We start from the raw sequence: 25,687 nt of genomic DNA, 5'->3' as shown, positions 1-25,687 counted from the left end.
TGAGAGTTACACTCACACCTCGTGCGAGTCGAAAAAGCTGTGGTTACACCGCAGGAATCGCACCTGCAACTTATCGTTTTAGAGACGATCGCTCTACTATTGAGCTAGTATGTAGGCTTTTTCTGTCAGGGCACAAGTGACATCTGGGAACTCTACCGTTAGAGCTACAGACCCAAGGAAAGCATTATTGCAATGCTTTTGAGGAGGCTTTTTTTTGTATACTACAAACGTAATACATAATTTGCATAATGTCAAGTGTCGGGATGAATCGGGCAATTGTCTTTGATGTAGTGTCCTTGATGTCGTGTCATCGAAACCATTGCCCGACAGCATCGACCATTTTTCACCATTTGGCACGAGCGCGGCGGAACCAATACCTTTTTTCATAACAGTCTTTCAACTCAACACCACAATCTTGGTTTTTATATCAAGTCCGGTTAATCACTTATGATTACCGCATCTGTGCAAAAATCCCAAAAGCCCCTTTCCCCCTGCTCCCTGCTCCCTGCTCCCTGCCCCCTGCCCCCTGCCTCCTTCACGACTTTGTTTTTAATTAAAAAGTATTGAATACAGTTGACAAATTCTTCTAATTCTAAAATTAAATTAGTAGTACCTCTAAAGTCTCGATCGCTAGCTAATTGTTCTAGTTTGTCAGTTGCTAAGTACATAGCTGTAGCTCCAATGTTGGCACTAGCACCTTTAAGGTGATGAGTTTCTCGTGCTATTTGCCCAAAGTCATCAGCTGCGATCGCTGCTTTAATTATCTCTAAACGGGGTTTAATATCTTCAACGCATATTTGCAATAAATTTAATTCAAATTCTCGATCGTTTCCTGATATCTGATGCAAGTGTTCCCAATCAATTGCTAAGTCAGTGGAAACTGTCTGTTCATACACACCTGCCTCTTGCTGGGAAACGATCGCACCTGTCCAATATTCTAAAGTCTGTGCCAATTTTTCTTTAAATACTGGCTTACTCAAATAGTCGTCCATTCCGGCATTTAGACAAGTTTCTTCGTCTTCTTTCATCACATTAGCTGTCATCGCAATCACTACAGGACGATGACCCAATGCAAAAGCATCCTCTTGCCAACGATGAATTTCTTTTGTGGTTTCCAAACCGTCGAGAATTGGCATTTGGCAATCCATTAAAATCAAATCGTAAGGAATTTTTTCTAAAAGCTGCAAAACTTCCTTTCCATTAGCAACGACATCAGCTTTATAGCCCAAACTCTGGAGTTGCTTTAGTGCTACTTTCTGATTCACCAAATTATCTTCGGCTAAGAGAATTCTTAACTTGGATTTAGTAGAAGGATTAGAGGGACAGGAAGTAAGAATACTTGAAGTTTCTGTACTCGGAATTTCTTCTGTAGCCTCTAGCTTTCTGCCTCTACACCCTTGTTCTGATTCCGGCTGAGTTTCTAAAATGGCATCAAGGAGTCGTGATGGCTTAATGGGTTTGAATAAATAAGTAGCAAATCCAATTTTGAGCGCCTGTTGTACTTCATCCCGTTGATTAGTAGAGGCGAGCAGAATCAAAGGAATCTTAGCAATTGCAGAATTGGCTGGAATTTGTTCTTTTATTGTCATGCCATTTGTTTGGGCTATTTGCATATCAACCAAGGCAACATGATATGATTTCCCCTGCTCGCTAGCTTGCTGAATAACTTTAACGGCCGCAGCAATACTGTCAGCTCGATCTACCTCCATTCCCCAATGAGTAGCTTGATGGGAGATAATTTTATAATTAGTAGTGTGGTTATCCACTACCAATAAGCGGCGATTTTGCAAAAGTCCGCGTTCGCATTTTGGCTCAACAGGCTCAACTTGTTTGGTAAAAAGCAACTCAAACCAAAACTTAGATCCTTTGTCCATCTGACTTTCTACCCCGATCGCTCCTCCCATCAAAGTTACAAGTTGTTTACAGATGGCTAATCCCAAACCGGTACCACCATACTTGCGAGTGGTTGAAGCATCCACTTGGGTAAATGGCGTAAAGAGTTTGCGTTGGTCTTCAGGGCTAATGCCAAGACCTGTATCTGTAATGGCAAAATGGATAGTGGCTGTAGTCAAAGAAAGCGATCGCAATTCGGCTTGTACTAATATTTCGCCAGCGCTGGTAAATTTGATCGCGTTGCTGATTAAGTTCATCAAAATTTGCCGCAGCCTACCAGTATCTCCTTTGAGTTGAGTGGGGACATTGCGATCGATTATTGCAGCAATTTCTAATCCCTTGTTATGGGCTGAAGGAGCCAATAATTCCACCACGTCTTCTACACAAGTGGATAGGTCAAAATCGAGAGTTTCGAGAGCCATCTCTCCAGCCTCAAGTTTGGAAAGATCCAAAATCTCGTTGATTAAACTTAAAAGAGCGTCTCCACTACTCCGAATTATTTCAATAAAATCTCGCTGTTCTTCGTCTAAAGGAGTATCTAACACCAAACTAGTCATCCCCAATACAGCATTCATCGGAGTGCGAATTTCATGACTGATATTTGCCAAAAAGGCACTTTTCGTCTGAGAAGCTAATTCGGCTTGGCGACGGGCAATTTCAAGTTCTTGTCGCTGACGAGTTTCTGCTGCTAATAGTTGGGCTTGGGTTAAAGCAATACCTACTTGGTCAGCTATTTGCCGCAAAAGATCGGTTTCAAAACTAGACCAGTGGTGGGAATCGTCACACTGATGAACTATGAACAAACCGCTAAGTTCTTCTTTAACAAGAATAGGTACAACCAAATTAACTTTGACCCCAAACTGTTGCATTAATTCCAGATGGCTTTGTTCAACTTCCAAAAGATCCAAGTTATCCAGTCCGAAAACCTTGCCTTGACGGTACTGTTGTAGATAGTACTGTTGGAGATATTCTGCTTCAAAGTAGGGGGCAGCATTGTTTTGCTCTTTGATTGCTGGTAAGCCAGAAACTACTGCTTCAACAACGGTGTTTGCAGTAGTTTCTGGCATCAGCTGATAGATTAAAACTCGGTCAGTCTGGAGAATCTTTTGTACCTCTTCGACAGTGATTTGGAGAATTTCTTCGATGTCCAAAGATTGACGAATCTTCAGAGTGATTTCGGTAAATAGTTGCGATCGCAAATTTTGGCGTTGTATTTCTTCTTCAGCCTGTTTACGTTGGATAAATTGCCCTACTTGCTCGCCGATAGAATTCATCGTTTTTACTAAATCTTCGTCAAGGGGCTGGATTTCACGGTTGAAGCAGGTAATCACACCGAGGATTTTGTTACCACTGCGGATCGGAAAACCAAAAGCTGCGTGTAGTCCTACTTGAGCAGCTATTTTGAAGTTAGGGAAATTAATATCTTTAGCGATATCAGCGATCCAAACCGATTCAGAACTAGCCCAAACCCTTCCAGGTAGTCCAATTCCGGGTGCAAAGGTGGTTTGCCGCTTCAGTATTTCAAACTCTTGCATTTCAATGGATGCTTTATGCCAGATATCGAGAAAATGCAGCACATTTGCTTGCTCATCTACCATCCAAATTTCACCCAAATCCCATGCCAAACTCTCACAGATTCCTTGCAATATTTGGCGAGTAGCTTCGCTAATTGTGGCGGACTCTGCTAGAACGCGGGTTGCAGCATATTGTGCTGTCAGATGCTTTTGTGTGCGTTTGGCATCGGTAATGTCAATGCCAGTAGCAACTATGTATTCAACACAGCCCTGATAGTCTTTTAAGATGGTATTCGACCAGGCAATCAGCCGCCGACTACCATCTTTCATTACCCAATAATTTTCATAATTATTGGAAAGTTGACCAGATCGTAACTGGTCAAAAACTGCTTTAACTGCCTCCACCTCTTCAGGAAGTAGTAACAAGTTCCAGCTATACCTACCCCTCACCTCATCAAAGGAGTAACCCGTTATTTGCTCACAGGCTTGATTGAAACGAACGATTTGCCCTTGAGAATTGAGAACTATTACCAACGCACCGACCGTATCAAGGACTGCTGAGATAAAGTTGCGTTCTTGATTTAAGGTTTCTTCTGTTTTCTTCCGCTCAAGAACCTCACGATAGATCGAGTAGTAGACTACAGCAAGAACGATAAAACTTAGGCAAATAGCGATCGCCAATGTGAAAATTGTGTTTCGAGTCCAAGTCTTTGCCGCTTGTGACTGCTGTCTAATTCGTCCCCTGTCCTCGTTTTCCATCTCAGCGATCGCTTTGCGGATATCATCCATGAGATTTTGTCGATCGTTTTTCAGCAGTACTTGCAACGCTGCCTCTAATCCCTTATTCTGGCGCAAATCGATAGTCTGTTTTAGTTCAGTAAGTTTAGCTGTTATCAGAAATTCAAGCGTTGCAATCTGCTTTTGTTGGTTCGGTTGAGTTGCTGTTAAATTCTTCAGCTTGGCAATTTCTCGATCGACGTTACTAAGTGCTGTTTGATACGATTTTAGATAAAGTTTTTCTCCAGTGAAGATGTAACTACGTTGCCCAATTTCAGCATCCTTTACCTGGGACAGTATTTCCTCTTGGCTGTTAAGTTTTTTATAAGTATTTTTTACGATACTGCGATTAAAATTACTAAATACTCTTGTATTTTGATCGGAAACCACCCCAATCAGAACTAAAATTAGTGACGACAAACCAAAACTTGCTGCAATCTTTTTGAAAAATTGCTTGCGTACCCTCTGTACCTGGTTGCTTTTCTTGCTAACAAGTACCAAACTTGCTAAATTTCGGCGCAATTCCAGTTGCTTTATGACTTGACGACCTAAAGTTCGTAATGCCTCTATTTGTTCTGGATTAAGTTCTCGCGGTACGTAGTCAATTACACACAGGGTTCCGAGGACGTATCCTTCAGGGTTAGTTAAAGGTACACCAGCATAAAACCGAATATTTGGGTCAGATGTCACCAGTGGATTTGTTGCAAACCGTTCGTCATCTTTTGCATCAGGCACTACCAAAACATCAGACTGGAGAATGGCATGGGCACAGAATGCGAAATCTCGGTGCGTTTCTGAGACATCCAAACCGATTTTTGACTTGAACCATTGGCGATTTGTATCAATTAAGCTAATTAAGGCAATAGGAGTCTGACAAATATACGAGGCTAAACGAGTCAGATCGTCAAAGGTGGCTTCCGATGGCGTATCGAGAATCTTATACTGCAAAACTGCATCGATTCTCTGGGCTTCGTTATCAGGTAATGGTGCTTTCATCCTTGAGCCTTATCTACATTCTGGGGAGTGGGGAAATGAGGGGACAAGTGGGATCGGGAAGACAAGGGAGACAAGGGGACAAGGGGACAAGGAGACAAGGAGACAAGGGGGAATTATTGAACAAGTCTCTCCCAAGTCTCCCTGCTCTTCCTTGTCTACTTTGTCTCTTCTCCATGCTCCATGCCCAATGCCCCATACCCAATTTGGTCAATAAACTTACCTTAATTAATGACAATAGTTTACTTAAAACCGTTAGCGTAATTTTACTGACTTATATGTTGTTAAATAATCGATCAAATGCTTAAGTCTCTGCTGTATTTTTTGTGGGCTGGTTTATTTGAAATTGGGGGTGGCTACTTAATCTGGTTGTGGTTGCGCGAAGGTAAGCCGGTCTGGTGGGGCATATTGGGGGGAATTGCTTTAGCTTTCTATGGGATTCTTGCAACTTTCCAATCGGCAAATTTTGGCAGAGTCTATGCAGCTTATGGCGGCGTATTTATCGCAATGGCAATGCTTTGGGGTTGGAAGGTAGATGGGGTAACTCCAGACCGCTACGACTTAATTGGAGTATGTTTAGCTTTAGTGAGTGTTTTAATTATCATGTTTGCTCCCAGAAGTTAAGTAAAATTTCTAGATTATTTTGAACTTTTATATAGGACTCATATTTGATTGCGTGAAAAAAACTCAGTACAGCTTTATTCCTTCTTCCCAGTCCCCAGTCCCCAGTCCCTAGTCCCTACGATTAATTCAGAAATCAAATCAGATTGCTATAGTGTTCCCTGTTAAACAACTAATAATCTCACGCAAAATTGCAAAAGTTTTTTCGCAACTAACCTGTTAGAAGCAGGCATCTAGATATCTACGTGTTTATGAGGGAAATATAAAGAGAACTCATGATGCAGCATTTTGCAACTAGATGAGGTATATTTATCCCCAACCCTCACGCTATTTGCTTCTCTCTTCTCTAAGATGACGATCGCGATCGCACGAGTAGGATATTTCTCTACCTCATATTGGCGTAGCCTCTGTCTTTGCACCCTGTTCGCGATCGCACGAGAAGTTGAAATTTGCTGCATATTTGGGCAAATTATCGGAAAATACTGACAATAATTTACAAGACTCGTCACATATCACAATTATTTTGGTTTGTAACAGTAAGTAACTAAAAATTCGTAATTTTGTCCGGCTTGAATAAAATACTATTCTTCTATTCTTTAAAAAAAAAGATGCAATGTAATGATTGCGTGTTTATACGCTAATTTAAATCTTGGCAACTACAATCAGGTATATATTTTTGTTAACATTTCAAGAAAATTCAAGTTAAGTAACTTTCAAGACAAAAATGTGTCAATAAAAGTAATCAAATGTAGTTAAGGATACAAATTCTTGGTGTTTAGGAAGAAAAAAAAGTGTTGAAGAAAGTTGTGATGATTGGAGCTATCACCCTACTATTTTTAGGAGGGCCGTTGATGGGCAATGCTTTTGCCCAAACCCCAACTGCTGCCCCACCTACTGCTGATACTGGAGACACAGCATTTATGCTGATTTCAGCAGCACTTGTGCTGCTAATGACACCAGGATTGGCGTTTTTCTATGGTGGATTTGTGCGATCGCGCAACATCCTAAACACATTGATGATGAGCTTTGTGTTAATGGCAATCGTCGGAGTTACCTGGATTCTGTGGGGCTATAGTCTTGCCTTTGCGCCAGGTTTACCATTTATCGGTGGATTGCAATGGCTGGGTTTGAATGGTGTCGGATTAGAGATAACCGATTATCTCAAAGGATCAAACCCGCCAGAAGTCGTCTCTTATGCCGGCACAATACCCCATCAGGCATTCATGATTTACCAAGCCATGTTTGCCATTATCACCCCAGCCTTAATTTCTGGGGCGATCGCAGAGCGGATGAGTTTCCGCGCCTATTCGCTGTTTGTCCTCCTGTGGTCAACCTTTGTTTACGCTCCCCTAGCCCACATGGTATGGGCGAAAGGTGGATTCTTGGGTTTGTACGGTGGATTGGGTGCCCTCGACTTTGCAGGTGGCACAGTAGTTCATATTAGTTCTGGCGTTTCAGCCTTGGTAGCAGCGATCGTCCTTGGGCCTCGGAAAACCCATCCCGATCGCCTTAGCCCGCCCCACAACGTTCCTTTTATTTTGCTGGGTGCTGGCTTGTTGTGGTTTGGTTGGTTCGGTTTCAACGCTGGGAGTGCCCTATCTGCTGCCAGTGGAACTTCTGGTAATGTAATAACAAATTTAGCAACAACAGCCTTTGTTGCTACCAATACAGCGGCGGCGGCGGCGGCTTTAATGTGGCTAATTTTGGAAAGCGTTTTACGAGGTAAACCAACCGCCGTGGGAGCAGCTACAGGAGCTGTTGCTGGTTTGGTGGGTATCACCCCCGCCGCCGGATTTGTCACACCGTTATCAGCAATTTTAATTGGTTTTATCACCGCCTTAGTTTGCTTCTACGCGATCAGTTTCAAGCACAAACTAGAAATTGACGATGCTTTAGATACTTATCCCGTGCATGGGGTTGGTGGTACAGTAGGGGCGATTTTGACGGCTATCTTTGCCACGACTCAAGTCAACGGAGGAGGTAAAGATGGAGTACTGCGTGGTAATTTGGGTGAATTGGGAGTTGAACTAGTAGCAATTGTCGTTGCCTATGTAATCGCAGGTGTTGGTACGTGGATTATTCTCAAAGTGATCGATGCTACAGTCGGGCTGCGAGTCAAAGAGGAAGCTGAATTGCAAGGTATGGATATCAACGAACACGGCGAAGAAGGTTACAACTCCGAGTTTGGCGATCGTCCTACTCAATAGAGAGTGCTGAGTTAGAAGTTGGGAGTTAGGGGTTAGGAGTTTAGAGTTTGGAGGAAAGAACTTTCTGTTTGCTTCTCCAATCCCCAATCCCCAATCCCCAATCCCCAATTTAAGATTGTGTAATTTGCGATCGCTAGCGTTAAAATTTGATTCAAATAATTGGTAAATTTCGCTAGTCGTGTCTACATCTCTTAAAACCTTTCCTATCTGGGCATTTTTCTCGCTGTTAACCAACGGCATCCTAATGTTGGCGGTCATTCTGCTCATTTGGCAACAGCAGAGATTGGCCGCTTTTTTTGGGATAATCGCATCCCCACAGCCAATCAACCTGAATAATTCACCGCAAATTGCTACACCTGATTTAGGTCGCCGTCACCAACTCACTTATCAAGAGTGGATAGATATCCTCAACCAAGAAGCCAAGGTCGCTGCTGACCAACATCCTCCGCATTTAACTATCCTGGCGGGAGATTCTTTGAGTTTGTGGTTTCCCCCTGAGTTATTACCCGAAGGTAAAAATTGGCTCAATCAAGGAATTTCTGGCGAAACCAGCAACGGACTCTTAAAAAGATTAAAAATATTTGACCGCACCCAGCCAGAGGTGATTTTTGTAATGATTGGCATTAATGACCTAATTCGGGGCATGAGCAATGCAGAAATTTTAGATAATCAGCAGCAAATTATCAATTATTTACGAAAGACTCATCCCACAGCGCAAATCGTTGTCCAATCGATTTTGCCACATGGGGCAGAAGAAGCAACTTGGAAAGGACGAGATAAACTATTGGCTGTTGCCAACAGTCGCATTCGCGAGTTGAATCAGCAAATACAAAGCATATCTACCAAAAAAGGTGTCAAATACCTCGATTTACATCCCCTGTTTACCAACAAGCAAGGAAATCTCCGCCGCGAATTTACTACTGATGGCTTACACTTAAGTCCTGAAGGCTATATGGTTTGGCGTTCTGCATTGCAGATTTATAGCGAGATTGAATTAAAACCCCAGCGTCAACGTCCTGCGAGAGAAAAAGGCTAAAGCCCAAAAAGAAGTAATATCTTTGAAGACAACTCTGTATCAATCGCGTCTAGGCGCGAGAAAATAAGAAATAGTGAGTTTAAGTAGACAAATCTAATGGATACAAAAGCTTTTAAGCGCAACCTCCAACATTCAGAAAATTACAATCGCAAGGGCTTTGGTCATCAAGCAGAAGTTGCCACGCAGTTGCAATCTGAGTATCAGAGTAACTTGATTCAGGAAATTCGCGATCGCAATTACACTCTGCAACGGGGTGATGTAACAATCCGACTAGCACAAGCCTTTGGCTTTTGCTGGGGTGTAGAACGTGCTGTGGCCATGGCCTATGAAACTCGTCAGCATTTCCCCACAGAACACATCTGGATTACTAACGAGATTATCCACAACCCTTCTGTAAATAAGCGGATGCAGGAGATGGAAGTAGAATTCATCCCCATTCAAGAAAAGAATAAAGACTTTTCTGTTGTTGGAATTGGTGATGTGGTCATATTACCCGCTTTTGGGGCTAGCGTTCAAGAAATGCAGATACTTCACGATAAAGGCTGCAAAATTGTTGATACAACTTGTCCTTGGGTATCTAAAGTTTGGAATACAGTAGAAAAACACAAAAAAATCGATTATACATCAATAATTCACGGTAAATATAAGCACGAAGAAACAGTTGCAACTAGTTCCTTCGCTGGCAAGTATTTAATTGTGTTAAATTTGCAAGAAGCAGAATATGTTGCTGACTATATTATCAATGGTGGCAACCGTGAAGAATTTCTGACAAAATTTGCTAAAGCTTGTTCGGCAGGATTTGACCCCGATCGCGATTTAGAAAGAGTTGGCATTGCTAACCAAACTACCATGCTTAAAGGCGAAACTGAGCAAATCGGCAAGCTTTTTGAGCGGACTATGTTACAGAAGTATGGCCCCACTGAGTTAAATCAGCATTTCCAAAGCTTCAACACCATTTGTGATGCCACTCAAGAACGGCAAGATGCCATGTTGGAATTAGTGGAACATAATTTAGATTTGATGGTAGTAATTGGTGGGTTTAATTCCTCGAATACTACTCAGTTGCAACAAATTGCCTTTGAGCGAGGAATTCCTTCTTACCATATTGATACTGTTGAACGCCTTAAATCAGTATCTTCTATTGAACATCGGCAATTAAATGGGCAGTTAATAACTACAGATAACTGGTTGCCTGATGGGGAAATTGTTGTAGGCATTACTTCTGGTGCTTCTACGCCTGATAAGGTAGTAGAAGATGTAATTGAGAAGATTTTTAGATTAAAAGCAACGGCAGCACTAGTTTAAAAGTTCTCAGAGGGACTTTCAAATAAAAACATCCAACTACTTATGAGGTGGGCAGCATTCGACTGAACAAAGCCAAAGTCTTGCCCGCCTTACAAAAGTATTTTTGCTGTATTATGCAGACTGCAATAATCCCGAATTCTTACTTTTGAATTCCTCTTTAATTGTTTGCAATTGCCAAGATAATGAGTGAGGTACAAGAACTGCATCCTTAACCTCTCTTTGCAAGCGAGGAAAGGACTATAATGTACCTTCACTACGATGAGGAAATACTATATTTATTCACACATCACGCGTTTTGAAAAAATTATAGATAGCAAGGCCAATAGCTAAAAGCAACACTGCATGAATGAGATTTCCGGCAATATGAAGTGCCAGTCCTAATGCCCAAAAAGCAACCAGTATAACAACAATACCCCAAAGTATACTCAACATATTATTTGTTCTGAATTAAATCAGTTTTAATTTGTTCAAATATTTTACTCCCTAGCTTCACTTTTATCCATTTGCCTGAAGAAAGATTACTTTGAGTGATGGCGCACAGTCATTTGCTATGCTTAATCTTTCGTTACTATTTAATTAGATAAAGATAACGGTTTTGAACTGTCAGTTAACTGCCCCCATCACTATCTCAAGCAACAGGATTGCTTTATAGTCGGAGTCTGCGCGAGTTGCGCCATAATTGCCACTAATCAACCGCAACCGTCGTGCGATCGCCTGCAAGCTGGCAATTATTGAGTCACGTCCAAAAACGGCAACAAACCAGGGAATACCAGCAGCAGGCATCCAAAATTGACAGTAACTTTTGTAGGCATTTTCAATTAACTAATCTGTGGTTTTAATTTCCCGGTTTCCAACAAGCGGCAAGTTTTCTTTAACTAGCTATTTTGGTAATTCTGGCATGATTTTAGAGATTTGCAAGAATTAACGCTTCTAGCCATTGGGATAATAAATATCTCTACCGAAAGAACTATAAAAATTTCATCACGATTTCATTATTGGATGAAATCTTTAAAGGATAAATTCAGTTGCATGTCTTTCTTCAGCTAGAGATAAATTTTATAATATTTTTGATATTGATTGATTTATGCAAGACTCATATTGAATTTTTGCAAAGCTAGTACATAATAAGTACAAAGTCTGTTGAATATGTCTAGTCAAACCGATGTACAAGTACAAAGAATTAGAGCTATTGGCTTAACAGTGACAAACTGCGTAGGCGTAGCCCGTCGTAGACATCGCTCTTTGGATTTCTATACACAAGCACTTGCTTTTGAATTAGTTTCTGACATTACTGTTGAAGGACAGGATTACAGCGATTTAGAAGGTGTGACTGGGGCAAAAATTCGCATTGTCACTTTGCGATTAGGTGATGAATTTATCGAGTTGATGGAGTATCTTAATATTCAGGGTAAATCCATCCCCAGCGATTCACAAAGTAATGATTTGTGGTTTCAACATATGGCGATTGTAGTGAGTGATATGGATCGTGCTTATGCTCACTTGCGTTCATTTCCCATTGAACCAATTTCAGTTGCTCCCCAGACAATACCACCTGAGAATAAAGCATCTGGTGGTGTCCGCGCTTTTAAGTTTAAAGACCCTGATGGTCATGATTTAGAGTTAATTTGGTTTCCGCCTGATAAAGGACAAGATAAGTGGCATCAAAACAGCGTAGACGCGGAGCGGCTTGTCGGTAGACATCGCTTGTTTTTGGGAATCGATCATAACGCAATCGCTATTTCCAATACCGAGCAGAGTCTACACTTTTATCGCGACCTTTTGGGAATGCAAATTGATAGTCGCAGTCTCAACTGGGGTGCAACCCAATCTCGCTTGGATAATTTACCAGGAGCCGAAGTCAAAATTACAGCACTACGACCTGTTCAAGATGGTATGGGAATTGAACTGTTAGACTATATTGTGCCTAAAAAAGGCCGCCCAATGCCGAGTGACTGGAAAAGCTGCGATATTGCACATATGCAAATTGAGCTTGTCGTAAATAATCTTGAGCAGTTAGTGGATAAACTACGGCGTAACGGGGTTGAATTTGTATCGTCGCAGATTGTACAGTTTGCAGATAGTACAAGTCCTTATCGGCAAGGTTGTTTAGTTAAAGATCCTGACGGACACGCAATCTTGCTAATTGCGGAATCTTGATGTGGGAAGCGGTAGGTCGTTGATTGGCTATAATGCTTGTAGTGAGTAGGACATAAATAAAAATGTCAGAAAAAACTTTTGATATTGCTTACTTATCTGATAATTTACTTGAGTTATTATCAGATATCCAAAATAATGTTGAAATTACGCTAACTCATCAAGGGGTTCCTTGGGCAAAGGTTTTACCTCTGTCTCAAGCAGAGTCTATAGTTGAAAAAGCAAGTTTAAATCATGGCTCGATGGTGATGATTAGTGAAGATATCTTAGAACCCAGAGTTGCAGGTTTTTGGCAAGGACAGGTTAAGATTTATGATGATTTTGATGAAACTTCCGAAGAGGTGATTGCTGCTTTTTATGGGGAAGATTAATGAGTTTTCTGCTAGATACTCATATCCTGCTATGGTTTTTAGAAAATGATTCTAAGTTGTCAAATCAGGTACGAGAGATAATTACTAATCCTGAAAATTTAATTTTTGTCAGTGCTATTAGTGCTTGGAAAATTTCGATTAAACAGTCTTTAGGAAAGTTAATAGCTCCTAGTAATTTAGAGGAGGCTTTGCACTTTAGTCGATTAGAAGTTTTAGCGATTACGTTGGCACATGGAATAAAGGTTGCTGATTTGCCAATGTATCATAAAGATCCTTTTGACCGGATGTTAATTGCTCAGGCTTTGGTAGAAGGTCTAACGATAATTACTGTAGATCAAAAGTTTAAATTTTATGATGTGGCGTTGTTAATAACTGAATCATAAATATGATAATTCACCTTCCAAAAATCATAGTATCCAGCGAATAAGCACCAGGGCCTAAAACTGCGATCGCAATCAGCATAACGCAATACATAAAAGCCTTTTCCCAACTTGGGGGTTCACCTTGTCCTAAAGCACCCTGATACTGTTCTTGAGGAATTAAGTATGGATCTTGAGCTACAAAAGGCTTACTTCCAGTGATGTGCAAATATATCGCAAAAATCATTGAGCAGAGAATGGGCAAAGTTGCTAAGAGTGTGAGGAATCCAATAATCAAAAAAATTCCGCCACCTAACATTGATGCAGCTGATAAAAAGCAAAGAAAGACAGGCATTTTTAGAGACTCAGCCCACCGTCGAAGATGCGTTATTTTGGGATAGCCGTGTAATATAAACAACCAGCCAAGGCTAACTCTGAGAAGTAAAAGTGCCAATCCTGGGAATCCGTCAGGATACACCGGAGAAAGTGAACTTAACAAGTGTGGACTTAGCTGTGGGAAATTAAATGCAGCTAGGAAAAAAGCGAGTTCCTTCGGAATAGCTTTGCTTAACGCTACACCCAACCCAAATTGATAAATCATAGTTGTACACCACGGGTATTAAGGTCGATAACATATAACGAATGACCGGCTGTGATAAATAGGCGTTCACGAAGTGTCCCTGAAAGGGAATCGCCTTCTTTACCACCGAAAGTCAGGTTAGCTGATGTCTCCGGTACAAAAATTTTTCCTAAGCGAGTTCCATCGGGGGCGTATATCTGCACGCTATCTTGAGAGGTAGTAAAAACATTGCCATATTCGTCAACCCGCAGTCCATCTGGTTGTCCTGGCTCAATGACTGCAAATACACGCCCATTCTTTACATAGCGCTTGCCTACAACCTCATAGACGCGAATATGATGAGGCCCCCCAGGAATATTAAACGCGGCTGTATCTGAAACATATAAAAGGCTTTCGTCTGGACTGAAAGCCAACCCATTAGGGCGCACCATGTCTGTTACTACAGGATAAATCTCAGCAGTTACCGGGTCAAAGCGATAGACGTAACTTCCAGGTTGTTCCTGTTCGCCGCCATACCCTTGATTTGGCTCGGTAATCCCATAAGGCGGATCGGTGAACCAAATTGTACCGTCACTTTTGACTACCAAATCATTTGGACTGTTCAGGCGTTTGTTTTGGTAGCGATCGACTAAAACCTTCCATTCACCGTCTTGTTCGCATCGGATAATAGCACGCAAACCAGAGGAACACGCAACCAGACGACCTTCCAAGTCTCGATAATTACCGCTTTGGTAATCAGATGGATCTCGTAAGACAGTCACATTGTCAGTGGGACTCCACCGCAACAGGCGATTGCCGTGAGCATCACTCCATACAACACTGTCATCTTCATGGAAGTATACAGGCCCCTCGCTATGGACTGCACCGTTGGCAAGCTTTTGAAGTGAGGCTCCTGGGCGTACAATAGCACGCAGGCGATCGTCATAAATCTCAATGGCTTCAGGCATAGAAATCTTCTGTTATTTAACTTGGCTACTGACGATAAATAGCAGGTCTAAATTAATACTAAAATACTGTAAATGTGTATTTAATATCGTGTAACAAAATGAATGTAAAATTTCTAGCTATTTTCATCACTTACTAAATACAAAATTGAAGTTAGTTATTACAAAATCAATTCTATTTTCTTACTCTCAAATAACATTGCACCATAGATATAGATTGCACCAAAACAGACTATTGTTGTTAACAGCAAAAGTATTTAGTATTTGTATTAAAAACTAAATATTTTTTCAGACAATCAAATTGCTGGTTTAGCAAAAAAGGTCAAGTTAAATTTATTTGTTAATTTTCTCAAGAGATTATATGGCTAATTCACATAATAGAAAGAAAAAATGAAATTAAAATGAAATATTAACCTGTCTTTAGACATAAATAAATATTAACCCATTAGAAAGAAGCAAGATTGTAGTTAAAGCTTTAGTCTAAGCATAAGAATCTGTCTTTAGAGCTATTTAAATTTTGATAAAACTTATAAATTAACTTAAAATATTGCCAAATTACTTTGTGGCATCAAATAAATTAAACCGTAATTAATATGAAATTACTAATTATCAATTATGACTAGTATCACAGAACATTACGACATCATTATTATCGGTACAGGAGCCGGTGGAGGTACATTAGCCCACCGCCTTGCACCCACAGGTAAAAAAATTCTAGTACTGGAAAGAGGCGACTTTTTACCGAGAGAGAAAGCTAACTGGAATCCAGAGGAAGTCTATCAAAAACATCGTTACCATACACATGAAGAATGGTATGACAAAGAAGGTAAAGCCTTTCAACCTCAGACAGGCTACTGGGTTGGTGGCAATACCAAACTCTACGGTGCAGCCCTAATTCGATTCCGGGAGCGAGATTTTGAAAGGGTAATTCATAAAGGAGGAATTTCTCCAGAATGGCCTTTGAAGTATCAAGACTTTGAGCCATACTACACCCAAGCAGAAAAGCTGTATGACGTGCATGGACAGGAAGGAGAAGACCCCACCGAACCACCTCGCAGCGAACCATATCCCTATCCGCCAGTGAGTCATGAGCCAGATATGCAGTCCCTTGCTGATGGCATTCGGGAACTAGGTTATTACCCATTTCATTTACCACTAGGATTAAAGCTCAATGAAAGCGATCGCACCAAGAGTCGCTGCATTCGCTGCGATACTTTTGATGGATACCCTTGTCTCGTACATGCAAAAGCTGATGCTGATGTCAACGCCATTCGTCCGACTCGTGAAAAGTATACCAATGTTACTCTCTTAACTAATGCCAAAGTCTTGCGGCTGCATACCAGTGAGTCGGGGCGAGAAGTGACGAAGGTAGAAACTGAAATTGCAGGAGAGCAACATTGGTTCACAAGCGATATTGTGGTTGTTGCCTGTGGTTCTGTCAACTCAGCGGCTTTGCTGTTACGCTCTGCTAATGACAAACATCCCAACGGATTAGCAAATAGTTCCGATCAAGTGGGGCGGAATTTCATGAAACAGTTGGAAACAGCCATAGTTTCCATACATCTAGAGGTGAATCACGCCAACTTTCAAAAAACGATCGCTGTCAATGATTTTTACTGGGGAGAGCCGGATTTCCCTTATCCGATGGGCATGGTGCAGAATACAGGTAATGTCCTAGCTGATATGATTCCCGGAGAAGCACCGCCACTGATGGCTCCATTTGTCAAGCTGATTCCTCATTTTGAGCGCCATTTGCTGGCCGAGCGATCGGTTGGCTGGTGGTTGCAAACAGAGGATTTACCAGACCCGAATAATCAGATTCGGGTGGTAGGCGACAAGATTCATGTTGACTATACATTGAATAATATTGAAGCAAGCGATCGCTTAATTCACCGATGGACATCTGTACTCAAATCAATCCCTGGTTCTGCTAAACACGTCTTGCCATTTAGCATTTATCCCCGCACTCATATACCAGAACAAGCAGTTGCTCATCAATGCGGTAGTTGTCGATTTGGCACAGATCCTAAAACCTCAGTCCTGGATCTCAATTGCCGTACTCATGATGTCGAGAATCTTTATGTTGTAGATAGTAGTTTCTTTCCGTCAAATTCGGGAGTTAACCCTACACTGACGATTATGGCGAATGCATTGCGTGTTGGCGATCTGCTTGCAGCACGCTGCGCGTAGCAAGATCCCAGAGGGTGCGCTAACGCATAGCTGAAGGACTGTTAGGTTCGGGTTATGTGTCTGGTGGAACCGCAACGATCGTTACCATTGTGCTGATGATCCTGTTAGATGTGATGCATCCTCCAGCCGTTTCTACATCCTTAAGCTTTGCTTTAAAAGCTGGCAATGAATAGGACTTACGCAAAATCATGAAAAAACGAACCGCAAAGGAGGCAAAGGAACAAGAGTTTCAGAGAGTTTTTGCGTAAGTCCTAATGAAAATAACCTAGTTTTGTTTGGGCTGTCTGTAGGCATCACTGCCCTGTTAGTTGGATTACAACGCTTCGCTCCGTGGCTTCTGGCACACCTGAGCCAGAAGTAGTTTCATACTGGATTATAGTTTCAAGGAGAAACAGATTATGAACGAAGAACACTCTACTTCTAACCAAGAACATGAAAATCAAACGCCCCCAAATACTCATCCTATTGCAACAGGATTGGGAGCAGCTGGAGGCGGAATTGCCGGAGCCGCACTAGGCCGCTCAATTGGTGGTAAGGTTGGTGCTGCAATTGGTGGCGTTGCAGGTGCGATCGCACTTGGAGTTGCAGCCAATGAACTGGCAGGATACACCGAGCAATTCATTGAAGAACTCCAGCCGACAGTAAGCTTAGGATTAGGAGCAGATCGCAAACCAATTGAATTACCTAGTCACTATAGTTGGGAAGAACTACAAGCACTATCAAAACCTCAAGGGGAAAAAATCTAGAACCGCAAAGTTTGCTAGAGAATGAGTTCGACAAGCCCTTTTTTGACCTCTCCCCCAACCCCTCTTGGACACCCAGATGAAAGCCAAAACCCTAATTATCTCGTTGCTCCTCCCTTTCCCCGTGGGAGAGGTTCATCGAACTCACGTTCAATTACATCGAGGATAACGATTAAACAACCACAAAATTATTGTTCGTTAGTGACAACCCAGGAGATAATCCGGCAAATTGTACCTGAGTAAATGCGCCTGCACTACCATCAGAGTCAAAGAACAATGCACCTGTAGTGGAGTTATAAATAAATCGCTGGCTACTAGTAGTTGCGGATTCTCCAAGTGTAAACTGACTTGCTTTAAGTACACCTGCTGATAAACCGCCACCAAAACCAGCAGCCGACACCTGAATTATTTCATTCGGTTCATTAACGGCACCGAAATCACGTATCAAATCGAGACCTTCATCGAAACTATTGAAAACAAAGGTATCAGTACCACCTTCTCCAAAGAGGCGATCGTTACCCTTGCCACCGATGAGGATACCATCGCCACTGCCACCTGTGAGAGTATCATCACCATTACCACCTATGACGGTGTTATTACCAGTCGCACCAGAGGCGATCAGGGAATCATTACCATCGCCCCCATCTAATATGTTGGCATTTGAACTGCTGACATCTAATGTATCGTTACCAACACCACCGTTGAGGGTGTTATTACCTGAGGTATAAGAGGCGATCAGGGAATCATTACCGTCGCCCCCATCTAATAGATTATTGCCTGTTGAACTGCTAACATTTAATGTATCGTCACCAACACCACCGTTGAGAGTGTTATTGCCAGATACGCTACCCTGAACGTAATTTCCGAATTCATCTTGAATGTAACTCAAGACCTTTAAAGAATCGTTACCATCGCCTCCATTGAGGAGGTGATCCCCTGTTGAAAGACTAATATCTAAGAAATCTTCACCAGCGCCGCCATCTATTGTATCGTTACCATTGCCTGAGCGGAGCGTATCATTACCATTGCTTCCGATTAGATAATCATCGTAGTTTGTACCTGTGATATTTAATTGTTCGATATTCTTGTAGCTAAACACTGTTGTGTCCGGCGTCGTCGAAATTACTACAGTGTTATTAGTAGGGTTGAAAGTCGAAGTAATTCCGGTGGTAGCACTGCTATAACTCAAAGACAAAAAGTCGTTACCTGTTCCCCCGTCTACTGTTTGAGTTACTAACGTCGATAGGGAGCCGAAATTAAAGGAATCATCGCCATTGCCACCATTGAGGATATTATTGCGATCGCCACCATCGAGAGTATCATTGCCATCGCCCCCATTGAGAGTATCATTGCCATCGCCACCCCTCAAAATATCATTGCCACTTAAGCCTTGAATAATGTCATCACCCCCTTGACCATTGATGACATCATTTGAATTGTCAAATCCACTAACATTGTTGTCTAGGTCGTTTAGGAAGGTGACTGTATTTTTTTTAAAGACAGTGTTTTGGGTGAAGTTGGCATCGAAGACATCAAAGCTGTCAGCGATCGCAGTTTGCCCATAAAACAGAATATTGCCCAAATCTACAGTCGCTCCAGTAGATTTTGTGAGGTTATCCAAGTTTTCCAGAGCAAAGTTTTCCAGGATGAATCTGGCATCACCATACCCTTGAAAGCTGATTTCTAAACTTGTGCCATTCTGGGTAAGAAGCAAATTTTTGGCAGTGAAACCACTATTGTCCTGGAATATCAAAGTATCCACTTCGGCAATGACTGCTGCTGTCGGGTTTATTCCTTCACCTACTCCAGTAAAATCGGCGATTGTATAAGTGCCAGTATTAATCGGGTCTGTGCTTCTTACGCCATTCGTGTTGTCTCCGATTAAGCCTTTGTAAACAAATTTATCCTTACCACCGCCGCCTGTGAGGCTATCTTTACCACCACCGCCTGTCAGGCTATCATCGCCATTACCACCGTTGAGGGTGTTATTACCAGTGGCACCAGAGGCTGTTAGAGTATCATTGCCATCGCCTCCAGAAAGCAGGTTCTTGCCAGATGACCGAGAGCCGAAGTAGGAGTCCGAATATTGGTAAACATAGCCAGAAATGTCTAGAAAATCATTGCCATCGGCTCCAAAAAGCAGGTTATCGCCTGACGATCCACTAGCGCTCAAGGTATCATCACCAGCACCACCTTTGAGGGTGTTATCGCCTTCTGAGCCAGAGATAGACGCTGAATACTCCCCACTGCTTCCACTCCCAGAGATGGAGAGAGAATCATTGCCGTCGCCTCCATCTAAGAGGTTATCGCCAAATGAACCGCTAGCATTTAAAGTATCATCACCAGCACCACCGTTGAGGGTATTATTGCCTAAAGAGCGATCGTCGTAGTCTGGTGCGTAGGAATAGTACTTGTAGCTGCCAGAGGCGAAGAGAAAATCATTGCCATCGCCACCATTAAACAGATTATTGCTTGAGGGAGAGTCAGCATACAGAGTATCGTCACCAACACCACCGTTGAGGGTATTATTGCCTGCACCACCCCTCAAAATATCATTGCCACTTAAGCCTTGAATAATGTCATCACCCCCTTGACCATTGATGACATCATTTGAATTGTCAAATCCACTAACATTGTTGTCTAGGTCGTTTAGGAAGGTGACTGTATTTTTTTTAAAGACAGTGCTTTGAGTGGAGTTAGCATCGAAGACATCAAAGCTGTCGGTGATGGTAGTTTGCCCATAAAACAGAATATTGCCCAAATCTACAGTGGCTCCAGTAGATTTGCTGAGGTTATCAAGGTTGGACAGGGCAAAATTTTCCAGGATAAATCCGGTATTACCAAACCCTTGAAAGTTGATTGACAAACTTGTGCCATTCTGGGTGAGGAGCAAGTTTTGAGCAGTGAAGCCACTGTAGTTCTGGAAACTTAGGATATCTACTTCGGCAATGACTGCTGCTGTGGGGTTTATTCCTTTACCTACTCCACCGAAATCGGGGATCGTATTAATGTAGTTTGAGCCGCCGTAAAGAAATATATCGTTGCCACCGCCACCAGTTAGAGTGTCGTAGTTATCGTAGTAATCTAAAGTGCCCTGTAGGGTGTCGTTACCGCTGGTTCCAATGATAATTGCCATAAGTTTTTCCTACCTGGATCGATTTTTGGAGTAACTTTAGTTGTCAATAATCGAGTTAATGCTGTTTGATGGCACAAATAATCTGCCAAAAGTTGAAGCTTTCGGCATACCTTATTCAGTCTTTAGATAGAGTCGCAAATTGTTCATTAAAGACTTCCTTTTTAATTCACTGGCAAACATTACTATCCGAGTATTAAGGACTATCTAAGTCTTAAGCACTGGACAAAATTTAGTTGGTTTGTCAACGCATAAGTCTTACTAGTTTCAAAATAGGTAGGGGACACTTGAGACAGCACAAAACAGGAAATCTTTATAAATTCGTTATCAGCGTAGCTTGCCGCCGTAGGCCTCGCCTTTGAAAATTCTATCTGGAAATAGGAAACATCAAAATAACCCAACAATAACTAAATACCGAATATTTACTTAGATGTCTATCTTTTAAAAAAATCTTTGCATACTCTTCATATTCATAATCGTTCAAATAATGGGGGTAGGAAAGTGATGTCTACGGCCGCAAGCTACGCAAACAATGGTAATCAAAATCTGATAAATTAAGTACACCAAGATGCTAAATATATATAATACTTTATGAGTAATGGTATAAAAAAGCTTGCTGTTGCTAAACCCAAGCGAGTTGCGATCGCAATCTTTTCTTTCACCGTCCTCGTTTACAGCCAAGTTGCATCAGCTGCCTTAACTTTACCCCTACGCAGCAAGAAGGGGATGGTGGTTTCAGCCCATCCCCTAGCAAGTGAAGCGGGAATTTTGATGTTACGCAAAGGGGGTAATGCAGTGGATGCAGCTGTAGCCACAACCTTTGCTCTTTCTGTAGTTGAGCCTTTTTCAGCCGGAATCGGTGGCGGCGGATTTTTATTGATGCACTCTGAGAAAACTGGCGAGATGAAAGCGTTAGATTTCCGCGAACGCGCACCCCTAAAAGCCACAAAAAATATGTATCTAGATGCAGCAGGAAAGGTGCGTCCGAATGCAAGTATTAATGGTTATTTGGCAGTAGCGACACCAGGAACGGTGGCGGGACTTTATGAGGTGCATCGCCGCTATGGTAAGCTTTCTTGGCAAGAGGTGATGAAACCTGCGATCGCACTCGCTAAAGATGGCTTTATTCTTGGCAATGTGCTAACCGAAAGGCTGAACCAGCGCCAGGAAGCAATTCTCAAGAATCCCGCAGCGCGAGAAATTTTCACTCGCAATGGTGAATTTTATCAACCAAGGGAAAAACTTGTGCAGCGCGATTTGGCACGCACTTTAACAGCAATTGCCGAAAATCCCCAAAGTTTTTACACCGGAAGTATTGCTCGCGCGATCGCTTCTGATATGGTAAAAAATGGTGGTTTAATTTCTCTCGAAGACCTGAAAGCCTACAAACCAATCTGGCGCACTCCTGTTTGTGGCAACTTCCGCAAAGCTAAAATCTGCTCAATGCCACCACCATCATCAGGAGGCGTTCACCTATTGCAGATTTTAAATATTATCGGTGACACCGATCTAAAATCTTTGGGATGGCATCATCCAGACGCGATACATTTAATGGTAGAGGCAATGAAAATTGCTTATAGCGATCGCTCAAAATATTTAGGCGATCCTGATTTTGTCAAAGTCCCCGTACAAGAACTGCTCAGTCCAGCTTACGCCAAAAAACGCCGTCAAGAAATTAATATGCAAATGGCTCGACCCTCCACCGAAGTCAAGCCAGGAGATTTAAATTCAAAATGTCTGCGTCTTCCTTCATCCCCTTGTCTTCCGCACGAATCTCTCCAAACCACTCATCTGAATGTTGTGGATGAACAACACAACGCCGTCAGTCTGACTTTCACCATTAATCTCAGTTTTGGTGCTGGTGTGGTGACACCGGGAACTGGAATTATTCTCAACAATGAGATGGATGATTTTGCCGCTGCGCCAGGAGTGCCTAATGCTTTTGGTTTAGTTGGTAACGATGCCAACAGCATTGCACCCCGCAAAACTCCTCTATCCAGTATGACTCCTACAATTGTCACAGAAAATGGTCATTTTCGGATGGCGGCGGGTGCGCCTGGTGGTAGCACCATCATCACCCAGGTTTTGCAAGTAATCCTGAATGTGCTGGAATACAACATGGATGTTGGTGCGGCTATTTCTGTTCCACGCATACATCATCAATGGCTGCCAGATGAGTTGCGCGTTGAATCTTGGGGCTTGGATGCTTTGACTTTGCAAGACTTACGCCGTCGGGGGCACAAAATTAAGGAAACTACTCCTTGGGGTAATGGTAACGCGATCGCTATTACATCTGATGGAATTTTAGAAGGAGCCGCCGATCCTCGCGGCGAAGGTTCCCCCAGAGGTTTGTGAGGAAGACGCGGGGACACAAAAAATAACTAATGACAAATGACAAATGACTATTGATTTTGGATTGTTGACTCTGCGTAGCTGCTGCTGCCAAACTCGTTTGCCCGTGCGCTAGGTACTAGTGTCCAACCTGCTTTCAAAAGTTTTTGATAAGTTGCCCAACCTTTAGAGCCACCTGGTATTTGATAATCTGGGACTGCAAAATGTCCAAAAGCTGTGTAAGGACGCCAAGGTTGATTGGGTTCTGTCTGCAAATACAAAATTTTCTCTCCATCGCCACCAGACTTAGATAACCAGCACATTTGTCGATGCATTGCAAACTCCTTTGCTTTTAGCTAATGATGCATAATAGCTTATCTTTGTCAAGCTAATTATCACCCTTGGGGATAATTTTTGCCTAGTACTTTAGACAAAATGTAATTAAGTTCTATCCACTGCGAGATAATTGCTTAATAACTTATAGCCTGGAAGACAGCTGCTAACGGGACATAAAGATAAACAGCCTTGGCTCACCTTGTTTATTGGGTGAGATTTTTCTCATGTTATCCGCGTTTTTTGCGATCGTGTGTAACAATCACTACTATTTTGGCTGAGGCTCGGAATTAGACTATTTGTTTTTCTGCTGAGATATATAAGCGCAGATTCTAGAAGTTATACCAATTTGAAAAAAGAATGCGACAAATAGACCATTTGTAGAGACGCGATTCATCGCGTCTTTACCCAAGGATGTGTTGCAATCATTAATTGAATTAGTATTAGTTATAAATCGTTGATTAAACACTTTGAGCAAACAATATAAAATCTATTTTGATGTTGGTTGTATACAATCTTCCGTTTGATGACGAGAAACAATTTCGTATTTATCTATAAGCTAAATTTAAATCCCCGACTTTTTAAAAAGTCGGGGATTTGAGCAAACAAGTTGGGTTATTAGAAGGATGGAGCATACAACTTATCGCCGACAATTTCGCGAATTGTCTCTACTAGTTGGCTGTATGCAAAGTTAGATAAAACTGGTTGTGCTGTTTGCAACTGAATTTCTCGATCTAAATCAATCCATGACTTGCAGCCAGCGTATTTGGCGTAATAGGGAATTTCTTGCTCAAGCGGTAGTTTATATGTCCGTAGGAGGAGGATATAAAGGGGCTGACGTGCCTTCCATTTGAGGCGATCGCTAATAAAATGCTCGTTCCAAATATGGAAGGGAAGTAAGTTGTTGACAATAGATTCGTCACTACAGGGCAAAATATCTGTAATTTCAGCCCAACTACCAATGCGAACTGTTTCAGGATGCCAGCCTGATGTTACTGGATAGACGTTATTGGCATATTCAGCTTTCAGCATGAAAGCTTGTTGATGTTCATAAGTAGGATAAAGCAGAATTTGCTTGTGAGCAACTTGGAAATGTCCATTTCGTTCGTGGATACCGCCTTTGCGGAGCAACATAATTGTTTTGCCACTTTCCAAGGCATTTATGGCAACTGCCCATTCTTTGAGAGCATGAAAAGTTGTAGTCAATTCCATCGGCATCTACTGTAACTCTGATTTAATTTGAAGCTAAGACTGATAAAGTGTGAACCTATCCAAGGCAATAAATTAGGAAAGCGATCGGTGTTTCCAATTTTTCTGGCGTCCAGTTAGCAAAAACAGCAAGTTATAGACGTATTGATAGTTTACAACCACCCTATTCTTTATTCTGGAGACAGGTAGAACAAGATGCATTGCCCTATTGTATCGAAAACAATATTTCTATCCTTGCTTATTCGCCTTTAGTACAGGGGTTGTTAACAGGAGATTTGCTCTCAGTCATAAATTTGACCCAATAGATAACCGTGCTAAAAATAAACTGTTTCAAGGCGAAACTTTGAACTTGCCTAACAAGCACTAGAAAAACTGCGTCCTATAACTCTTCTTAATAATTGTACCCTTGTTCAGTTAGCTTTAGCCTGATTAATTGATCAACCTCAAACAAACGCACAGACGCGTCATAGCGGCTTGTCGCCAAATGCATTAGCCGCCCAAATCAAGCTTTCTACAGCCGAATTGGCAGAAATTGATGCCATTAGCAGTATTGTCACCGATCGTCTGGATGACAATCAGATTATGTGGAATTGATGACAATGTAGTTTTGTTGCGATGCTTAATCTATCTAAGATCCCTTTAACTTTCTTCAAAAGAGAGTTGGGGATCAAATTTATGGGCTAGATTGCAAAATCTAACAAAACATCAACTTTCGTAAACCAAGGGTTGCAACTCACAAATGTAAGTGATAATTTAGATAGTAGGACACAAAACAAAATAAACCAAACAAAAGGGTCAATGACTTAGTGTCCCCTCGTCATCAGCCCAAGCAAATTTCAGCATATCAAATGTGATAAAAGTGGCAAAAAGCCTAATGTAGAAGGCAAAGCCAAATCCTAAAGCGGAAAAACGCAAGAATGCTGAGTTTGTTAGTTTTTTTAGTCCACCCTAGTTATTAACCTTCAGTTAGTTAATCAGTTTAAAATTTGAAATC

20 protein-coding genes and 1 pseudogene are annotated in these 25,687 nt (G+C 41.8%); 12 read left to right on the top strand and 9 right to left on the bottom strand.

The genetic code is table 11. The features are described 5' to 3' along the window. Positions 1-437 precede the first annotated feature (437 nt). Positions 438-5,180 (bottom strand): GAF domain-containing protein, encoded by a 4,743-nt coding sequence (locus tag RMY64_RS18130; RefSeq protein ID WP_322700765.1) that lies wholly within the window; start codon positions 5,178-5,180, stop codon positions 438-440. 297 nt (positions 5,181-5,477) lie between these two features. Here RMY64_RS18130 and RMY64_RS18125 point away from each other — a divergent pair, with 297 nt between their 5' ends. Then, complete coding sequence (locus RMY64_RS18125) at positions 5,478-5,801, top strand: YnfA family protein (RefSeq protein WP_322683656.1); 324 nt, start codon at positions 5,478-5,480, stop codon at positions 5,799-5,801. 230 nt (positions 5,802-6,031) lie between these two features. Here the strand turns inward: RMY64_RS18125 and RMY64_RS18120 are convergent, their stop codons facing one another. Beyond that, complete coding sequence (locus RMY64_RS18120) at positions 6,032-6,256, bottom strand: hypothetical protein (protein ID WP_322683657.1); 225 nt, start codon at positions 6,254-6,256, stop codon at positions 6,032-6,034. A gap of 351 nt (positions 6,257-6,607) precedes the next feature. Here RMY64_RS18120 and RMY64_RS18115 point away from each other — a divergent pair, with 351 nt between their 5' ends. The 3 genes from RMY64_RS18115 to RMY64_RS18105 all read left to right on the top strand — a co-directional run bounded on the left by RMY64_RS18115 (position 6,608) and on the right by RMY64_RS18105 (position 10,346). Beyond that, entirely contained in the window at positions 6,608-8,005 is a 1,398-nt protein-coding gene (locus RMY64_RS18115) for an ammonium transporter (RefSeq protein WP_416212152.1), read from the top strand. Positions 8,006-8,183: 178 nt separating this feature from the next. After that, positions 8,184-9,041 carry an SGNH/GDSL hydrolase family protein gene (locus RMY64_RS18110; RefSeq protein WP_322689308.1) on the top strand — a complete coding sequence of 286 codons (858 nt, stop codon included), beginning with the start codon at positions 8,184-8,186 and terminating at the stop codon, positions 9,039-9,041. 96 nt (positions 9,042-9,137) lie between these two features. Next, the gene (locus tag RMY64_RS18105) at positions 9,138-10,346 is read left to right on the top strand and encodes a 4-hydroxy-3-methylbut-2-enyl diphosphate reductase (RefSeq protein WP_322670167.1); all 1,209 of its coding nucleotides are present in this window, start codon (positions 9,138-9,140) and stop codon (positions 10,344-10,346) included. 279 nt (positions 10,347-10,625) lie between these two features. On the opposite strand, the gene RMY64_RS18100 is transcribed toward RMY64_RS18105, so the two are convergent. Both RMY64_RS18100 and RMY64_RS18095 read right to left on the bottom strand, forming a co-directional pair. Continuing rightward, positions 10,626-10,778, bottom strand: a complete 153-nt coding sequence (locus tag RMY64_RS18100; RefSeq protein ID WP_322670168.1) for a lmo0937 family membrane protein — start codon at positions 10,776-10,778, stop codon at positions 10,626-10,628. 171 nt (positions 10,779-10,949) lie between these two features. Beyond that, positions 10,950-11,129 (bottom strand): hypothetical protein, encoded by a 180-nt coding sequence (locus tag RMY64_RS18095; RefSeq protein ID WP_322670169.1) that lies wholly within the window; start codon positions 11,127-11,129, stop codon positions 10,950-10,952. A gap of 363 nt (positions 11,130-11,492) precedes the next feature. Between RMY64_RS18095 and RMY64_RS18090 the strand changes: the two genes are divergently transcribed. From RMY64_RS18090 to RMY64_RS18080, 3 genes are all read left to right on the top strand, one after another. Beyond that, complete coding sequence (locus RMY64_RS18090; protein ID WP_322670170.1) at positions 11,493-12,503, top strand: VOC family protein; 1,011 nt, start codon at positions 11,493-11,495, stop codon at positions 12,501-12,503. Positions 12,504-12,565: 62 nt separating this feature from the next. Further along, positions 12,566-12,871, top strand: a complete 306-nt coding sequence (locus tag RMY64_RS18085; RefSeq protein WP_322670171.1) for a hypothetical protein — start codon at positions 12,566-12,568, stop codon at positions 12,869-12,871. Next, positions 12,871-13,254: a type II toxin-antitoxin system VapC family toxin gene (locus tag RMY64_RS18080; protein WP_322670172.1), complete on the top strand. Its 384-nt coding sequence runs from the start codon at positions 12,871-12,873 to the stop codon at positions 13,252-13,254. Before RMY64_RS18085 ends, RMY64_RS18080 begins: the two co-directional genes overlap by 1 nt. 10 nt (positions 13,255-13,264) lie before the next feature. Here the strand turns inward: RMY64_RS18080 and RMY64_RS18075 are convergent, their stop codons facing one another. Both RMY64_RS18075 and RMY64_RS18070 read right to left on the bottom strand, forming a co-directional pair. After that, entirely contained in the window at positions 13,265-13,831 is a 567-nt protein-coding gene (locus RMY64_RS18075; protein ID WP_322670173.1) for a DoxX family protein, read from the bottom strand. Continuing rightward, complete coding sequence (locus RMY64_RS18070) at positions 13,828-14,757, bottom strand: SMP-30/gluconolactonase/LRE family protein (protein WP_322670174.1); 930 nt, start codon at positions 14,755-14,757, stop codon at positions 13,828-13,830. Before RMY64_RS18070 ends, RMY64_RS18075 begins: the two co-directional genes overlap by 4 nt. Positions 14,758-15,369: 612 nt before the next feature. Here RMY64_RS18070 and RMY64_RS18065 point away from each other — a divergent pair. The 3 genes from RMY64_RS18065 (at position 15,370) to RMY64_RS18055 (ending at position 17,690) form a co-directional block, all read left to right on the top strand. Beyond that, positions 15,370-16,944, top strand: coding sequence for a GMC family oxidoreductase (locus RMY64_RS18065; RefSeq protein ID WP_322700763.1), 1,575 nt, complete (start codon positions 15,370-15,372; stop codon positions 16,942-16,944). Between the two features lie 56 nt (positions 16,945-17,000). Next, the gene (locus RMY64_RS36845; RefSeq protein WP_416211784.1) at positions 17,001-17,117 is read left to right on the top strand and encodes an HPP family protein; all 117 of its coding nucleotides are present in this window, start codon (positions 17,001-17,003) and stop codon (positions 17,115-17,117) included. A 225-nt stretch (positions 17,118-17,342) separates the two neighbouring features. Beyond that, complete coding sequence (locus RMY64_RS18055) at positions 17,343-17,690, top strand: hypothetical protein (protein WP_322670176.1); 348 nt, start codon at positions 17,343-17,345, stop codon at positions 17,688-17,690. A 169-nt stretch (positions 17,691-17,859) separates the two neighbouring features. Here the strand turns inward: RMY64_RS18055 and RMY64_RS18050 are convergent, their stop codons facing one another. Continuing rightward, positions 17,860-20,823 carry a calcium-binding protein gene (locus RMY64_RS18050; protein ID WP_322700762.1) on the bottom strand — a complete coding sequence of 988 codons (2,964 nt, stop codon included), beginning with the start codon at positions 20,821-20,823 and terminating at the stop codon, positions 17,860-17,862. Positions 20,824-21,411: 588 nt separating this feature from the next. Between RMY64_RS18050 and ggt the strand changes: the two genes are divergently transcribed. Then, positions 21,412-23,175 carry a gamma-glutamyltransferase gene (ggt, locus tag RMY64_RS18045; protein ID WP_322700761.1) on the top strand — a complete coding sequence of 588 codons (1,764 nt, stop codon included), beginning with the start codon at positions 21,412-21,414 and terminating at the stop codon, positions 23,173-23,175. A gap of 47 nt (positions 23,176-23,222) precedes the next feature. Here the strand turns inward: ggt and RMY64_RS18040 are convergent, their stop codons facing one another. After that, entirely contained in the window at positions 23,223-23,486 is a 264-nt protein-coding gene (locus RMY64_RS18040) for a hypothetical protein (RefSeq protein ID WP_292785151.1), read from the bottom strand. 616 nt (positions 23,487-24,102) lie between these two features. Then, positions 24,103-24,702 (bottom strand): DUF1802 family protein, encoded by a 600-nt coding sequence (locus tag RMY64_RS18035; protein ID WP_322700760.1) that lies wholly within the window; start codon positions 24,700-24,702, stop codon positions 24,103-24,105. 71 nt (positions 24,703-24,773) lie between these two features. Here RMY64_RS18035 and RMY64_RS18030 point away from each other — a divergent pair. Continuing rightward, positions 24,774-25,287 (top strand): annotated as a pseudogene (locus tag RMY64_RS18030) (aldo/keto reductase); the annotation flags it as partial. Between the last annotated feature and the right edge of the window lie 400 nt (positions 25,288-25,687).

This window comes from Nostoc sp. DedQUE08, assembly GCF_034530895.1.
Lineage (GTDB): Bacteria > Cyanobacteriota > Cyanobacteriia > Cyanobacteriales > Nostocaceae > Nostoc.
This window is presented reverse-complemented; position numbering and strand designations above follow the sequence as displayed.

Excerpts from the sequence above, each read along its gene's own strand:
- RMY64_RS18130 (WP_322700765.1), bottom strand. The coding sequence starts at position 5,180 with ATGAAAGCACCATTACCTGATAACGAAGCCCAGAGAATCGATGCAGTT.
- RMY64_RS18125 (WP_322683656.1), top strand. The coding sequence starts at position 5,478 with ATGCTTAAGTCTCTGCTGTATTTTTTGTGGGCTGGTTTATTTGAAATT.
- RMY64_RS18120 (WP_322683657.1), bottom strand. The coding sequence starts at position 6,256 with ATGCAGCAAATTTCAACTTCTCGTGCGATCGCGAACAGGGTGCAAAGA.
- RMY64_RS18115 (WP_416212152.1), top strand. The coding sequence starts at position 6,608 with ATGATTGGAGCTATCACCCTACTATTTTTAGGAGGGCCGTTGATGGGC.
- RMY64_RS18105 (WP_322670167.1), top strand. The coding sequence starts at position 9,138 with ATGGATACAAAAGCTTTTAAGCGCAACCTCCAACATTCAGAAAATTAC.
- RMY64_RS18100 (WP_322670168.1), bottom strand. The coding sequence starts at position 10,778 with ATGTTGAGTATACTTTGGGGTATTGTTGTTATACTGGTTGCTTTTTGG.
- RMY64_RS18095 (WP_322670169.1), bottom strand. The coding sequence starts at position 11,129 with ATGCCTGCTGCTGGTATTCCCTGGTTTGTTGCCGTTTTTGGACGTGAC.
- RMY64_RS18090 (WP_322670170.1), top strand. The coding sequence starts at position 11,493 with ATGTCTAGTCAAACCGATGTACAAGTACAAAGAATTAGAGCTATTGGC.
- RMY64_RS18085 (WP_322670171.1), top strand. The coding sequence starts at position 12,566 with ATGTCAGAAAAAACTTTTGATATTGCTTACTTATCTGATAATTTACTT.
- RMY64_RS18080 (WP_322670172.1), top strand. The coding sequence starts at position 12,871 with ATGAGTTTTCTGCTAGATACTCATATCCTGCTATGGTTTTTAGAAAAT.
- RMY64_RS18075 (WP_322670173.1), bottom strand. The coding sequence starts at position 13,831 with ATGATTTATCAATTTGGGTTGGGTGTAGCGTTAAGCAAAGCTATTCCG.
- RMY64_RS18070 (WP_322670174.1), bottom strand. The coding sequence starts at position 14,757 with ATGCCTGAAGCCATTGAGATTTATGACGATCGCCTGCGTGCTATTGTA.
- RMY64_RS18065 (WP_322700763.1), top strand. The coding sequence starts at position 15,370 with ATGACTAGTATCACAGAACATTACGACATCATTATTATCGGTACAGGA.
- RMY64_RS18055 (WP_322670176.1), top strand. The coding sequence starts at position 17,343 with ATGAACGAAGAACACTCTACTTCTAACCAAGAACATGAAAATCAAACG.
- RMY64_RS18050 (WP_322700762.1), bottom strand. The coding sequence starts at position 20,823 with ATGGCAATTATCATTGGAACCAGCGGTAACGACACCCTACAGGGCACT.
- ggt (WP_322700761.1), top strand. The coding sequence starts at position 21,412 with ATGAGTAATGGTATAAAAAAGCTTGCTGTTGCTAAACCCAAGCGAGTT.
- RMY64_RS18040 (WP_292785151.1), bottom strand. The coding sequence starts at position 23,486 with ATGCATCGACAAATGTGCTGGTTATCTAAGTCTGGTGGCGATGGAGAG.
- RMY64_RS18035 (WP_322700760.1), bottom strand. The coding sequence starts at position 24,702 with ATGCCGATGGAATTGACTACAACTTTTCATGCTCTCAAAGAATGGGCA.